General features: G+C 58.3%; 12 protein-coding genes. 7 read left to right on the top strand and 5 right to left on the bottom strand.

All coding sequences use genetic code 11. The features are described 5' to 3' along the window. Nucleotides 1-61: 61 nt before the first annotated feature. Complete coding sequence (locus JXQ78_RS13675) at nucleotides 62-571, bottom strand: DedA family protein (RefSeq protein WP_330631324.1); 510 nt, start codon at nucleotides 569-571, stop codon at nucleotides 62-64. Between the two features lie 159 nt (nucleotides 572-730). Between JXQ78_RS13675 and JXQ78_RS13670 the strand changes: the two genes are divergently transcribed. Continuing rightward, nucleotides 731-2248: a sulfatase gene (locus JXQ78_RS13670; protein ID WP_330632833.1), complete on the top strand. Its 1518-nt coding sequence runs from the start codon at nucleotides 731-733 to the stop codon at nucleotides 2246-2248. Here JXQ78_RS13670 and JXQ78_RS13665 read toward each other — a convergent pair whose 3' ends face one another. After that, on the bottom strand, nucleotides 2249-3007 hold the full coding sequence (locus JXQ78_RS13665; RefSeq protein WP_330631323.1) for a hypothetical protein: 759 nt from the start codon (nucleotides 3005-3007) through the stop codon (nucleotides 2249-2251). Nucleotides 3008-3097: 90 nt separating this feature from the next. Between JXQ78_RS13665 and JXQ78_RS13660 the strand changes: the two genes are divergently transcribed. The 3 genes from JXQ78_RS13660 to rimI all read left to right on the top strand — a co-directional run bounded on the left by JXQ78_RS13660 (nucleotide 3098) and on the right by rimI (nucleotide 6289). After that, a complete protein-coding gene (locus JXQ78_RS13660; protein ID WP_407934026.1) occupies nucleotides 3098-3631 on the top strand; it encodes a CDP-2,3-bis-(O-geranylgeranyl)-sn-glycerol synthase in 534 nt (177 codons plus the stop codon). Nucleotides 3632-3778: 147 nt separating this feature from the next. Next, nucleotides 3779-5755 carry an aconitate hydratase gene (locus JXQ78_RS13655; RefSeq protein ID WP_330632832.1) on the top strand — a complete coding sequence of 659 codons (1977 nt, stop codon included), beginning with the start codon at nucleotides 3779-3781 and terminating at the stop codon, nucleotides 5753-5755. Between the two features lie 36 nt (nucleotides 5756-5791). Further along, on the top strand, nucleotides 5792-6289 hold the full coding sequence (gene rimI, locus JXQ78_RS13650; protein ID WP_330631321.1) for a ribosomal protein S18-alanine N-acetyltransferase: 498 nt from the start codon (nucleotides 5792-5794) through the stop codon (nucleotides 6287-6289). Here the strand turns inward: rimI and JXQ78_RS13645 are convergent. Together JXQ78_RS13645 and JXQ78_RS13640 are read right to left on the bottom strand one after the other, a co-directional pair. Continuing rightward, nucleotides 6264-7703, bottom strand: a complete 1440-nt coding sequence (locus tag JXQ78_RS13645; protein WP_330631320.1) for a M48 family metallopeptidase — start codon at nucleotides 7701-7703, stop codon at nucleotides 6264-6266. The two genes, rimI and JXQ78_RS13645, sit on opposite strands and share 26 nt — an antisense overlap. A gap of 166 nt (nucleotides 7704-7869) precedes the next feature. Then, nucleotides 7870-8595, bottom strand: a complete 726-nt coding sequence (locus JXQ78_RS13640; protein ID WP_330631319.1) for a hypothetical protein — start codon at nucleotides 8593-8595, stop codon at nucleotides 7870-7872. A 231-nt stretch (nucleotides 8596-8826) separates the two neighbouring features. Here JXQ78_RS13640 and JXQ78_RS13635 point away from each other — a divergent pair, with 231 nt between their 5' ends. From JXQ78_RS13635 to JXQ78_RS13625, 3 genes are all read left to right on the top strand, one after another. Continuing rightward, entirely contained in the window at nucleotides 8827-9447 is a 621-nt protein-coding gene (locus tag JXQ78_RS13635) for an undecaprenyl-diphosphatase (RefSeq protein WP_330631318.1), read from the top strand. A 100-nt stretch (nucleotides 9448-9547) separates the two neighbouring features. Further along, entirely contained in the window at nucleotides 9548-10459 is a 912-nt protein-coding gene (locus tag JXQ78_RS13630) for an ABC transporter ATP-binding protein (RefSeq protein ID WP_330631317.1), read from the top strand. Next, nucleotides 10456-11475 (top strand): ABC transporter permease subunit, encoded by a 1020-nt coding sequence (locus tag JXQ78_RS13625; protein WP_330631316.1) that lies wholly within the window; start codon nucleotides 10456-10458, stop codon nucleotides 11473-11475. Before JXQ78_RS13630 ends, JXQ78_RS13625 begins: the two co-directional genes overlap by 4 nt. Here JXQ78_RS13625 and gdhB read toward each other — a convergent pair. Next, entirely contained in the window at nucleotides 11472-12764 is a 1293-nt protein-coding gene (gene gdhB, locus JXQ78_RS13620) for a glutamate dehydrogenase GdhB (RefSeq protein ID WP_330631315.1), read from the bottom strand. The two genes, JXQ78_RS13625 and gdhB, sit on opposite strands and share 4 nt — an antisense overlap. Nucleotides 12765-12868: the final 104 nt, after the last annotated feature.

Here is a 12868-nt window from a genome sequence, read left to right as displayed (position 1 = left end):
TAACACCGCTATCTGATAAGTGTGCCGAACTTCCTCACCAGTCGACATTCCAGGTGGTGCATTAGAAAAGCTCGAGAACGCCGAGTGCAAGCGCTGCAAGCGCAGATTCGAAGAGGATGGTACCGAGAGCAGAGGCCACAGCAAATCGTGCGGGCGAAAGTTTCGAGAAGCCGGCGGGGATCGTACACATTCCACGCGTGAACGGGAGCGCGTTCGAGACGACGACAACCAACAATCCCCAGCGGTCGAACCAGCGATCGAATCGTTCGAGTTTGGATTCAGAAAACCGGAACCAGCGCGATTGGACCACCCTGTCACGGCCCTCGCGATCGACCAGCACGAACAGCGCGGTCTGTCCGATCGTCGCACCAACGGTTGCGACCGCGATCACACCGGCGATTTCACCCACGGTCTGCTCGGTCAGCAGAACGATCGCCCCAGGGACGAGCGATTCGCTCGGCGCGAAATAGAGCAACATCGCACCTTCGAGCAAGAAGATTCCAAACAGGGCGATTACGCCGTACTGATCGAAGAGTCCACTGACGACTTCAGTGAGTGCTGGTGTAGACATCGCAGTTGCTGTTGGAACCAACAACAAGCGTCCATTATAACACTTTACATATCGCAGGGTGTCGACTGGGCAAACGAAACACCTTCATTTCAACGGTTGATGGATACACCTAACGATGTCACTGCTACTGAGCGGTTCGTCTCTACAGCGGGGGGATCGATGAGCGATCGAACCGATCGGAACGTGATCGTCATCGTGATGGACACCGTCCGCAAGGACCATCTCTCTGTCTACGGCTACGACCGCGAGACGACGCCGGAACTCGAGCGGTTCGCTTCAGCAGCCCGCGTGTACGACCAGGCCGTGGCACCCGCGCCATGGACGCTCCCGGTGCACACCTCACTTTTTACCGGACAGTATCCCAGCGAGCACGGAGCAAGCCAGGAACAGCCCTATCTCGAAGGGGCAACGACGCTCGCCGAAACGCTCGGCAAAAACGGCTACGAAACGGCCTGTTACACGTCGAACACGTGGATCACCCCCTACACCAAACTGACGCGTGGATTCGACGATCACGACAACTTCTTCGAGGCGCTGCCAAGCGACGTACTCAGTGGGCCGCTTGCTCGCGTCTGGAAGGAGATGAACGACCGGAAAACGCTCCGGTCGATCGCCAACTGGCTCGTCGAAGCGGGAAACACCGTCCACGAGCATTTCGCCTCGAACAAAGCCGCCGATTCGAAGTCGCCGGCAGTGATCGATCGGACGATCGAGTTCATCGACGGTGCTGAGGGGCCGTATTTTACGTTCCTCAACCTGATGGATGCCCATCTGCCGTATCACCCACCCGCAGAGTATCGCGATCAGTTCGCTCCAGGTGTCGATTCCACCGACGTGTGCCAGAACTCAAAGGAGTACAACGCTGGCGCACGAGAGATCGACGAGACGGAATGGGACGCGATCCGCGGGCTGTACGACGCAGAGATCCGTCATATCGACGCCCAGCTACAGCGGTTGTTCGACTGGCTGCGAGCAAACGACGAGTTCGAAGAGACGATGATCGTCGTCTGTGCAGACCACGGTGAACTCCACGGCGAGCACGACCTCTATGGCCACGAATTCGGACTGTACGATCCGATCATCAACGTGCCGCTGATGGTCCACCATCCAGATATCGATGCGGGCACCGACGAGACGCAGGTCGAGCTGTTAGATCTGTATCACACCGTGCTCGAGCACGCTGGCGTCGAACCAGGAGCGCCAGGGGACGCCGACGCCGTCGGCCTGAATCCAGCACGATCGTTGCTCTCTGCGAGCTACCGAGACGACGAGTCGTTGATCGACGGCGGCAACACTGCATTCGTTGAATACTCACGGCCCGTAATCGAGCTGAATCAACTCGAAGGGAAGGCCGAAGCCGCAAACATCACGCTCCCCAAAGCGTCACGGTTCTACTCACGAATGCGTAGCGCTCGCCGTCCGAACGGCAAGTACGTTCGGAACGAACGGATTGCGGACGAGGCCTACCGGCTAGATACGGATCCCGACGAGCAGACCGATCTGATCGGTGAGTCCGATCCGGAGATCGAAGCGCTCGAAGCCGTCCTCGAAACGTTCGAATCGGAGATAGCCACGGCCTGGGACGATTCAGCCGTCAATGCAGACGACGATGAGCTTCTCGAGGAGATGAGCGAAGAGGCCACCGCACGTCTCGAGTATCTCGGCTATAAGGAATAGTCACACCGTTCCGACCGATCCGGCCGCCTCGATCGTCAGCGTACCGGAGAGCGGTTGATCGGTCGCGATCGCACACGCGCCGAACACGGAGAGTGGGCCGCTATGAACGCCAGCCCATTCGAACGTGATGGACTGATTATCGTTCGATTCTGGACGTTTTGGGACGATCCGACCGGCTGGTATCGGTCGATTGACGCCCGTCGACTCGCCAAGGCGTATGGTGACCGGTGCATCGTCCGGACCAACGTCCGTTCGAGGACTGATTGCGTCGATCGTCCCCGAATTGAGCGACAGTGACAACCGCAACACGGACAGCGTTGCCTGACCGATCCGATCTGCGTGCTGGTCGGGCGCTCCACCCGCCCAGAGCCACAGATGTCGCCGGTCAGGAGTCTCCCCGGAAGGCTGCGGCCTGCTCACAAAAGCGACGGCCTCACCAGGAATTCGAAGCCCATCACTCGAGGATTCTTCCGTGGTGACCGTCCACGACTGGCTCCAGCCACCAACGAACGCATCCTCAAGCGGCCAGATAGACGCTGTTCCTGTCGTTCCCCAGATGCCGTGATCACCAAACCGGTCTGCCTGGCGTGACACAACGCGTTCGAACGCCGTCCGTGTGAGTGCAGGAGACGATTCCGTAAGCTCGATTGTCGTGGTCTCGTCGGCCGACTGCTGAAGCGAATCGACACATCCTGCAGTCGAAACAACTAGCCCGCCCACGAACGATAACAACGACCGGCGCGTGCAGGGCCCAGTCATATCACAGCTCAATCCGGCGGCAACAAACCCATTTCGTTCGCTGGACAACGATTGCGTGTTTTTAAGGGAGTACCCCTCTGCAGTGTGGATATGTTTGAATCAGTTATCGTCGCACTCTGGGCGATGCTGCCGGCGTACGTTCCCAACAACGCCGCCGTCGTCGTGGGCGGCGGCCGCCCGATTGATGGTGGTCGCACGATCGGCGGCCGACGGCTGCTCGGTGACGGCAAAACCTGGCAGGGAACGATCGGCGGAACGCTCTCTGGAATTCTCACTGGAGTACTGCTCAACCTGCTCGCCGTTGGGCTTCCGATAGACGGGCTCGTTCCAACATTTCCGTTGCTCGCGCTACTCGGACTGGCCGGCGGAGCAATGGGTGGCGACATTGGCGCGTCGCTCGTGAAACGCCGATTGAACCGCGAACGTGGCAGTCCTGTCCCTGGATTGGACCAGCTCGATTTCGTCGTTGGCGCACTCATCTGTACCCCCATTCTCGCGCCAGGATGGTTTTTCGACACCTTCTCGCCGGCTGTGGTTCTCATTGTGCTCGTCATCACGCCGCTGTTGCATCTCGGACTCAACGTCGTTGCGTTTCGGCTCGGGCTCAAAAACGAGCCGTACTGATTCGATAGCGCGTTTCAAACTAACATTATTGTAAATTAATTATATTTTGGTGTCTCGAACGCTCGAACGGCCAATTTCCCCACGGAGAGCGCAAAAGGGGCCGAACACGTGGAGTTTATACCGATGGGCTGTGGAACTAGAGACGATATGGGACAGACGCTCACTGAGAAAATTCTGGACGATCACCTCGTCGAAGGAGAACTCGAAACGGGCGAGGAGATCGGTATCGAGATCGATCAAGTGCTCACACAGGACACGACGGGGACGCTCGTCTGGCTCCAGTTCGAAGCACTTGGCCTGGACGAAGTACAAACAGAACTGGCTGCACAGTACTGTGACCACCAGACCTACCAGTTCGACTTTAAGAACACGGACGACCACCGATTCCTACGATCGGCGGCCGGAACGTACGGAGCCCACTTCTCACGACCGGGCAACGGGATCTGTCACAACGTACACAAGGAGAACTTCGCAGCACCGGGCAAGACGATGCTCGGCAGCGACTCACACACGCCGACGCCTGGTGGGCTCGGCGAGCTCGCGATCGGTGCTGGCGGGCTCGACGTGACGGTCGCAATGGGTGGTGGCGCATACTACATCGACGTGCCGGAGATCGTCAACGTGCGACTCGAGGGCGAGCTCCCCGACTGGGCGACCGCAAAGGATGTCATTCTCGAGATGCTGCGCCGTCTCTCCGTGAAAGGCGGTGTGGATAAGATCTTCGAGTACACCGGTCCCGGTGTCGAAACGCTCTCGGTTCCAGAGCGGACGACGATCACCAACATGGGGACGGAGCTCGGAGCAACCTCCTCGATCTTCCCGACCGACGAGAACACCAGGGAGTATCTCAGCCGCCTCGGTCGCGAGGACGACCACGTCGAGATCGGCCCGGATGAAGACGCCGAGTACGACGACGAGCTCACCATTGATCTCTCGGATCTCGAGCCGCTCATCGCGACGCCGTCGATGCCGGACAACGTCGTGCCGGTTCGTGAGGTTGCCGGCGAGTCCGTCGAGCAGGTCATTATCGGCTCGTGTACCAACGGTGCCTACGAGGACATCCTCCCGGCAGCGAAGATGCTCGAAGGCCGCGAAGTCGACATGAAGACGGATCTGATCGTCGCACCCGGTTCGAAACAGGCTTCGGAAATCCTCGCCCGACAGGGCTGGACCGCTGAAATGATGGCTGCTGGTGTGAACTTCTCGGAGGCCACCTGTGGTGCCTGTATTGGTATCGGTCACGTGCCAGCAAGCGATTCAGTGAGTCTGCGCACCTTCAACCGCAACTTCGAGGGTCGGTCGGGCATCGAGGACGACTCGGTCTATCTGTGCTCGCCGGAAGTGGCCACTGCGGCCGCAATCAAGGGCGAAATCGTCGATCCGCGTGACCTCGCAGAGGAGCTCGGCGACCTCGAGCCACCAGGACTGGAGATGCCAGAGCAGTACGACGGCTCGACGACCGATCTCATCGCACCAGACGAAGCCGTTGACGACGAGCTCGTCAAGGGACCGAACATCGCCGATGTCCCCCTGAAAGACGAGATGGGCGAGCAGCTGGCCGGTGAGAACCTCCTCAAGATGGGCGACAACATCACGACCGATCACATCACGCCCGCCAACGCAGAAGCGCTGAAGTTCCGGTCGAACATTCCCGAGTACGCCAACTTCACGCTGACCCGTGTTGATGAGTCGTTCCCCCAGCGGGCGCTCGATTCCGACGGTGGCTTCCTCGTCGCCGGTGAGAACTACGGGCAGGGCTCCTCGCGTGAGCACGCGGCACTCTGTCCGATGTTCCTCGGTGTGAAAGGCGTGCTTGCACAGAGCTTCGCTCGGATTCACAAGGCGAATCTATTCAACTTCGGGCTGCTTCCGCTTGAGATCGACGAAGCGGATTACGAGCAGATCGAACAGGGCGACCAGATCGAGATCGTCGACGACGTTGCCCAGGGCGTGCGTGACGGCAAAGAGACGTTCACCGTCCGCATCAATGACGATTGGGAGCTCACTGCAGCGCTCAACGCCTCAGAGCGCGAGCGTGAGATCGTTGCTGACGGTGGGAAGCTGGCCCACACCCGCAAGCAGCACTCCTTTGGCTCCGACGGCGCAGCCCCGGCTGACGACTGAAATCATCGCGGTTTTTTCGCGTCTGACGGCAGACCTATGAGCGAACCCCACCTACCACCAGGTGTGACCGCAATCGTTCCCGACACCAACTGCGCCGTTCGTCAGGCTGTGCGCGCAGATCTGCTCTCGGTGTATCGGATCGAGCAGGCATCGTTCGCACAGCCCTGGAACCTCGAGGCGTTCGAGCAGTTTCTTGGTGAGCCAACGTTTCTCGTCGGCGAGCGTTCGGGAACGATCGTGGGCTACATTGTTGCCGATCTAACGCCGAATCACGGCCGAGCAATCGGTCATATCAAAGATTTTGCCGTCCATCCGGACCACCGGGGAGAACGAATCGGGTCGACAATTCTTCAGCGAGCACTCTCCGATCTCGGGTTGCGCGGTGCAGCGACCGTCAAACTCGAGGTGCGACGTTCGAACACCAGTGCCATCAACTGCTATCGATCCCACGGATTCGTCTATCACCAGACGATTCCGCGCTACTATCACGACGGCGAGGACGCGCTGATCATGATTCGCGAGATGATTCCATGAGATGGGGTGGAAGATCGTCTCCGTCAGCGAACGCCGAAATCCGGTCCGCAACGGATGGATGTGACGAAAAGACGGCTGACTGTTGATTCCCTTCGAGTGGAACGATTCCAAGCATCGAAACGTTGCGAAGATCACGTCGTGGCGTGCTCGGCCGGGACGTATCGAGCGTTCTGAGTGCACTTGCCAGTGGCGCTGGTGTTCCCAGCACGGCGACTGCAGCCCGGTCGGCAGCTCGTTCACGGGCCTGAGAGACGGCCGCAACGAACGGTCGGCTGAACAAGACGACGAATTCAGCGACAATCGCGAGATACAGACCAAAGAGGGCCAACCCCCTGTTCCACACGTTCGACGCAAACTGCCCAAAGAAATCATCGGCCCCACCAAACGGATCCGTCGTGGCCTGTGATTTGAGTCTCGATGCGAGCGACATGGGAAGCGATGCAATCGTCATCACCATCGCGTCGCCGTTGGCCACGTGAGCGAGTTCATGAGCGATCACTGCCTCCAGCTCTCGTTCTGAGAGCCGGTCAAGCACGGATGACTGGATCACAAGCGTCGTGTTCGTTGGTCGGTAGCCAACCGTGAACACGAACGGCTCCTGGCCGTCGATAATGGTAACTGTCGGCACTGGTACGTCGTATTGCGTGGCAATTCGCTGTACGATATCGTCAACCGCTGGATTCTGCGCGAGAGATGTATACTCTTGCGTCACGCTGTCTGGGAACGAACGCAGTCGTTGAAACTCGCCCACCAGATATCCGACGACGAACAGCGTCGTTATCGCGTAGGTGGGAACGTTCGACTCTACTCCAAAGAGTACCAGCCCCACAGGCGTCTCAACCACGTGCCAGAACGAGACAATCATGACAACTGTCAGGATAAACAACACCACCAGCAACACCACCATTTTTCCAACCAGCGTCACCATCGAGATCGATCGGATGTCACGATGAGCAAATCCGATGAGACCAGTCGCACAGACACCAACGAGTCCGAGAGAGCCAACAAACGGATCCGGGTGTTCAAGCACGAATCGAGCATTGAGTGAGAGCGGTTCACCAACCGTGATCCAGCCCACCATGACGAAAAAATGGAGTAACTCCGCAATAGAGCCGACTTCATCGTAGACCGACGACCAGAACGGCTCTGCGGAGAGCAAACTGAAGACGACGACGATACCCATGAAAAACAGTGTAATAGCTGATAGGAAGACTGCCAGAATCTCGTGTCCGGTCCGGTCGAGAACGATCCCAAGAGTGATCGTGAGTACCAGTCCACCCACAACGGGTGGATATGCCGATAGAAATCCGGTGTAGCCAGAAACCGCCCAGAGAAGAACGAAGACGGGTCCCAACAGCAGACAGGTGAATGGGATTGATTTATACCAGACGGTTTCAGTTGTTGTCCCAGTCATATACGAACCGATTCTCTATGATACAGGAAATAGTTCCTGGTTGATTCGTTCTACGTCTAGAATGCATAGCAGCTACAAACGGTTCGATGGGGTGGTTTGACTTCGCAACGGATGGCGACAATACTCGGGATGAACACGCGGTCGATCCATTCATCAGCCCTGTTTCTCACAGCTCTTCCCAGGAGCTGCGGATCGCACTCCATGGATGGATGATCGCGTTCGCGATCTGCTCTCTGGGATGCGTACACAGCCCCACGATCGTCGGAATGACAGTGTGTTTCAACGCCTGAGTCGCCACGATAGCAAGCCAGCCCGTCGCACAGAACACGAAGATGCTTAGCAGCCCCCAGTACGGAAGCGAAAACGGGGTCCCACGGAGTGAGAAGCCAAACAGCATGCACACCGCATACACCAGCAGCATACAGACGAACGTCCAAGTGCCGAGTTTCACGAGTCCGTTCGCTCGTCTGTCCCAGCGACCCGGCTCGTTTTCAGCGGTGTGTTCGGCCTCGATTTCGCGGCGGATCTCTGATACCGTTCGAAGATCAATTTCGTCGCGTCCTGGGATGTCGTCTGCCTGCCCAACCCGATCATGCGCCGTTTCGAGCAGCTCCGCTCGTTCGAGCCCACACTGTGCACGCAGGCGTTCGACCACAATCGTCGTGTCCGCGAGCGCGTCGCAAAGCGACTGGGGATCCTCATCTTCAACTAGCAGCGCCAGCTGTCGATCTGGATACGCAACAAGCAACGAAAAATCGGAGAGTCCCGATCGCACGCGGCTGCGAATCCGTTGTTGATCACGAAACGTTTTCTCCTCATCGAGGTCGGCAAACTCGTTGCGAATTCGCCGACGCTGTGTTTTCGTGAGCAATGAGGCAGTTCGATCGCCCATACACCGACCACGATGGGGCCACATAGTATATCGTTGATCATTTTCCGATGAAATCCTAGCCGCTGTATCACGATATCACGGCGTTGGTAACCACAGATGCCGGATATACCAGGGGAAGAGACAGAATCTAATTATGCCGAATTCATGCGTGTATAGGCCTATACGTACGAAATTCGACCAGAACAATCTCCATTATTTACCATGGCTCAGGGCGATCGATCGAACACAGTGATGATAGATATACCAGGATCCATCGCCCTGTTTGCCGGTGTGGACGGCCCACCGCTGTTGAACGAACTGATGATAGTTGCTGCCGAGAAACTCATCTTTCTCATCCCAGTCACACTCGTGTTTCTCTGGTTCTGTGGGGAGTCAGACGCTTCTCCGATAGCAAAACAGAAGGCACGAATTCCAGGCCTGCCGGTGTCGGAGGGAAAATCGAGTAGTGTGTTCGTTTTTGTGACGATCCTCGCTTCACTCGGTGGCTCCTACGCGCTTGGAGCCCTGTATAGTCATCCAGCGCCGTACATGGTCGGTCACGAAACGCTGCTCGTGGATGCCCCCGAAAACTCATTTCCGAGTCAACACGCCACCGTGGCGTTCGGATTCGCGCTCGGAATCCTCGCGTTTCGGGATCGAGCGACCGGCATACTTCTGCTCGTGTTCGCCACACTCGTCGGCGTCGCTCGCTGGTACGTGGGTGTCCACTATCCAATCGATATCGCAGGGGGGTTCGGAGCAGCACTGATCGGTGTCACGGTGGTGGCCACGGCTGCTCCAGCGGTGAACCGGTTTACAACCCTCTGCACAACAATCGAAACGCGAATCCTGCAGTTGCTGGTTGGTGGCTGAACCGACGACAGCAAGAAGACACATTCGTTCAGAACCACCAGCAGTACCTGTCAGACAGAAGAGTTATGCCGTATGGTATGGCAGTTCCAATCAAGCGACAATGCCAGCGATCGAAATAAACGACCTGACGAAGCGATATGGCTCCGTCACGGCCGTCGAGGAACTTTCACTGTCGGTCGAGCGTGGAGAGGTGTTTGGCTTTCTCGGACCCAATGGTGCGGGAAAGACGACGACGATTAATGTTATGCTGGATTTCACAAGCCCGACGAGCGGTGGGGTTCGTCTGTTCGGGGAGGATGTCCACGAAAACTCCGTGTCGGTCCGTCAGCGCTCAGGGCTTCTACTGGAGGGATACGGCGTCTATCCGCGACTGAGCGCGCGCGAGCACGTCGAGCACGCGATCGCGACGAAAGACGCAGCCGATGATCCCGACGAGCTCTTGGATCGCGTCGCATTAGGAGACGCCGCTGATCGGCGTGCTGGGACGTTTTCGAAGGGGATGGCCCAGCGCCTGGCCATCGCGATGGCCATCGTTGGCGAGCCCGATCTGCTGGTGTTCGACGAGCCGACGACGGGACTCGATCCAAACGGCGCGCGGCTGCTCCGCGATATCGTCCGCGCACAGGCAGACCGCGGAGCCACAGTGTTCTTTTCGAGTCACATCCTCTCACAGGTCGAGGCCGTTGCCGACCGGATCGGCATTCTCAGATCGGGGAGACTCGAAACTGTCGGTCCGATCGACGAACTGGAGTCCGAACTGGGTGGCCGAACCCGACTCGAACTACAGCTTGAGCAGGTCACCGATGAACTCCTCGAAACGATTCGCGCGCTTGCCGGCGTCAGTGCCGTGCGCACCGAGAACAACCGCATCAAGATCAAATGCAGAGACGACGCCGAAACGAAACTCAGGGTGTTAAACACCGCGGCTGAGACCAGTCAGCTTGTTGATTTCGCCACGAACGACTCACAGCTCGACGACGTGTTCTCAGCGGTGACGGAGGTCTCTCCATGACCGTCGAGGACGTGCTCCGACGGGATCTCACCAGCGTCTATCGCTCTCGAACGGGCGCGGCAGTGGCCGCAATCACCGCACTGAGCACCGTCGTCATTATCGGGCTGATTGGGATCGCTCCCAGCTCGGTGGTTGGACTGGTCGGTGGGCTGTTAATCGTTGGAATCCTCCTTGCACTCGTCTTTCTCGGCGATCCAAAGCTGATCGCCATCACAGCCGTCCTGTTCACGGGCTTCGCCATCGGGCTCGTGCTGGTTCTCAGTTGGCCATTATTATTTCAGCCACTAGCATTTCGACCATCTATGGACACGGCTGTGGTGGGCGTTGGAAGTCTATTGTCGCTAACAATTCCGGTCGTTGCACTGCTTTCGAGCTACGCCACCATCATTGGTGAGCGAAACTCGGGAAGCATTCGATTCCTGGTGGGATTGCCCAACAGCCGTTCGGATGCATTCGTGGGAAAATTCATCAGCCGGTCGCTGGTCGTGGTCATTCCGCTCGTTCTGGGATTGCTTTTGGCAGGGATCATCGTTGAGCTGACCTACCAGTCGGGCTCATTCCTGAGCATGCTCGGCCTGGCTGCAGTGTCAATACCGTACGCACTCGTCTTCGTTGGCCTGGGACTCACCGCTTCAACGTACGGCAACTCGATCTACCAGGTCGTTGCCATCGTGGTTGCAGCACTGGCCACGCTGCGGATCGGCTGGACAGCGATCAGATTCCTGCTGGTCTGGGACACCAACCCACCGCATCCGGAGTGGTTCTACTGGATTGCCTCGTTGAATCCGTTCAACGCATACATCACGCTCACGTCGCAGTTCACCACGACAAACGCTCACCATCCACTGTTGGGCTATCCATCCGATAGAATCTTTGTAGACGGAACAGTGCAGATCATTTCGAACACCGAAACGATCGCGAAAACGCCTGCCGTTGCGGCGGTCGTCCTCCTCGGCTGGATGGTGATAACGCCGCTATTTGGCTACTTCCAGTTCAAAAAAGCTGATCTGCTCTAGGGCCAGAGTCCGCGGTAGGTGTGGGCCTCGACGATCCGCTGGAGTCCAACCACGTAGGTGGCATCCCGCCACGACACGTCCGCATCGAGTTCGTGGGCCTCCTGAACGTTTTCCCAGGCGGTCAGCATTCGTGATTCGAGCTCCTCGTTGACGCGTTCGAGCGTCCAGCCCTGCCGGTTGATGTCCTGCAGCCACTCGAAGTACGAGACGGTCACGCCGCCCGCGTTGGCCAGAATATCGGGAATCACCGGAATCCCACGCTGCTCGAAGATCGCGTCCGCCGTCGAGGTGGTCGGACCGTTCGCGCCTTCGACGATGATCGATGCGTCAACGTCGTGCGCATTGGCCTCGGTGAGCACGTTGCCGATCGCTGCCGGAATGAGCACGTCAACGTCGAGGGTCAACAGCTCCTCGTTGGAGATCCGCTCTGCGTCCTCAACGGAGCCAACCGCCGTTGGCTGCTCGCCGTGGGATTTGATCGCCGAGGTGTCGAGTCCCTCGGGATCGTACACGCCCCCATCGACATCGCTCACGGCGACGATGTTTGCCCCCCACGAATCGAGGAGGGAGGCTGCGTTCGCACCGACGCTGCCAAAGCCCTGGACTGCAACCGTCGTCTCCGAGAGGTCATGATCGTAGTACTCACAGACCTCTCGCGTGATGATCGCGACACTCCGACCGGGAGCCTCAGCACGACCGTAGGAACCGCCGATCACCGGCGGCTTGCCGGTGACGACACCCGGCGTCGTCTCACCTTCTTGCATGCTGTAGGCGTCCATGATCCAGCCCATCGTTTCGGCGTCCGTTCCCATATCTGGGGCTGGAATGTCGTCCATTGGCCCGATTACGTCGCGGAGCTCCTGTGTGAACCGTCGGGTGAGGCGCTCTTTTTCCTCGTCCGAGAGCGTCTTTGGATCGACGACAACCCCACCTTTCGCACCACCAAACGGGAGATCCATCACTGCACACTTCCAGGTCATCCACATTGCCAGCCCGATACACTCGTCCTCGCTCACGTCAGGGTGGTATCGGAGTCCACCCTTGAACGGCCCACGGACCGAATCGTGCTGTGCGCGATATCCGGTAAACACCTCGACGGAACCGTCATCGCGTTCGAGCGGCACCGAGACACGTTCGACCCGCTGTGGATGTTTCAACCGTTCGACAACGTTCGGATCGATATCCAGCAACGTCGCCGCCTGATCGAGCTGCCGGCGGGCAGTTTCGAGCGCTGACTCCTCAGAAGGCTCTTCAGTGGCATCCTTGGGGACGGACGCTCCCGTCGCCATCGTCAGACACCCCTCCAACTGGTCAAGCGCTCTCGGCCACGTGATGCAATCGAACGGCTACTCGCAATCATTGCCGTGACTAGCGGTTCAGTCTATATAATATT

This window comes from Halocatena halophila (genome assembly GCA_027563145.1).
GTDB lineage: Archaea > Halobacteriota > Halobacteria > Halobacteriales > Haloarculaceae > Halocatena > Halocatena halophila.
The sequence above is the reverse complement of the archived record's forward strand: the minus strand, read 5'-3'. Positions and strand labels throughout refer to the sequence as shown.

Coding starts and splice junctions, on each gene's coding strand:
- JXQ78_RS13675 (WP_330631324.1), bottom strand. CDS start 571: ATGTCTACACCAGCACTCACTGAAGTCGTCAGTGGACTCTTCGATCAG.
- JXQ78_RS13670 (WP_330632833.1), top strand. CDS start 731: ATGAGCGATCGAACCGATCGGAACGTGATCGTCATCGTGATGGACACC.
- JXQ78_RS13665 (WP_330631323.1), bottom strand. CDS start 3,007: ATGACTGGGCCCTGCACGCGCCGGTCGTTGTTATCGTTCGTGGGCGGG.
- JXQ78_RS13660 (WP_407934026.1), top strand. CDS start 3,098: ATGTTTGAATCAGTTATCGTCGCACTCTGGGCGATGCTGCCGGCGTAC.
- JXQ78_RS13655 (WP_330632832.1), top strand. CDS start 3,779: ATGGGACAGACGCTCACTGAGAAAATTCTGGACGATCACCTCGTCGAA.
- rimI (WP_330631321.1), top strand. CDS start 5,792: ATGAGCGAACCCCACCTACCACCAGGTGTGACCGCAATCGTTCCCGAC.
- JXQ78_RS13645 (WP_330631320.1), bottom strand. CDS start 7,703: ATGACTGGGACAACAACTGAAACCGTCTGGTATAAATCAATCCCATTC.
- JXQ78_RS13640 (WP_330631319.1), bottom strand. CDS start 8,595: ATGGGCGATCGAACTGCCTCATTGCTCACGAAAACACAGCGTCGGCGA.
- JXQ78_RS13635 (WP_330631318.1), top strand. CDS start 8,827: ATGATAGATATACCAGGATCCATCGCCCTGTTTGCCGGTGTGGACGGC.
- JXQ78_RS13630 (WP_330631317.1), top strand. CDS start 9,548: ATGCCAGCGATCGAAATAAACGACCTGACGAAGCGATATGGCTCCGTC.
- JXQ78_RS13625 (WP_330631316.1), top strand. CDS start 10,456: ATGACCGTCGAGGACGTGCTCCGACGGGATCTCACCAGCGTCTATCGC.
- gdhB (WP_330631315.1), bottom strand. CDS start 12,764: ATGGCGACGGGAGCGTCCGTCCCCAAGGATGCCACTGAAGAGCCTTCT.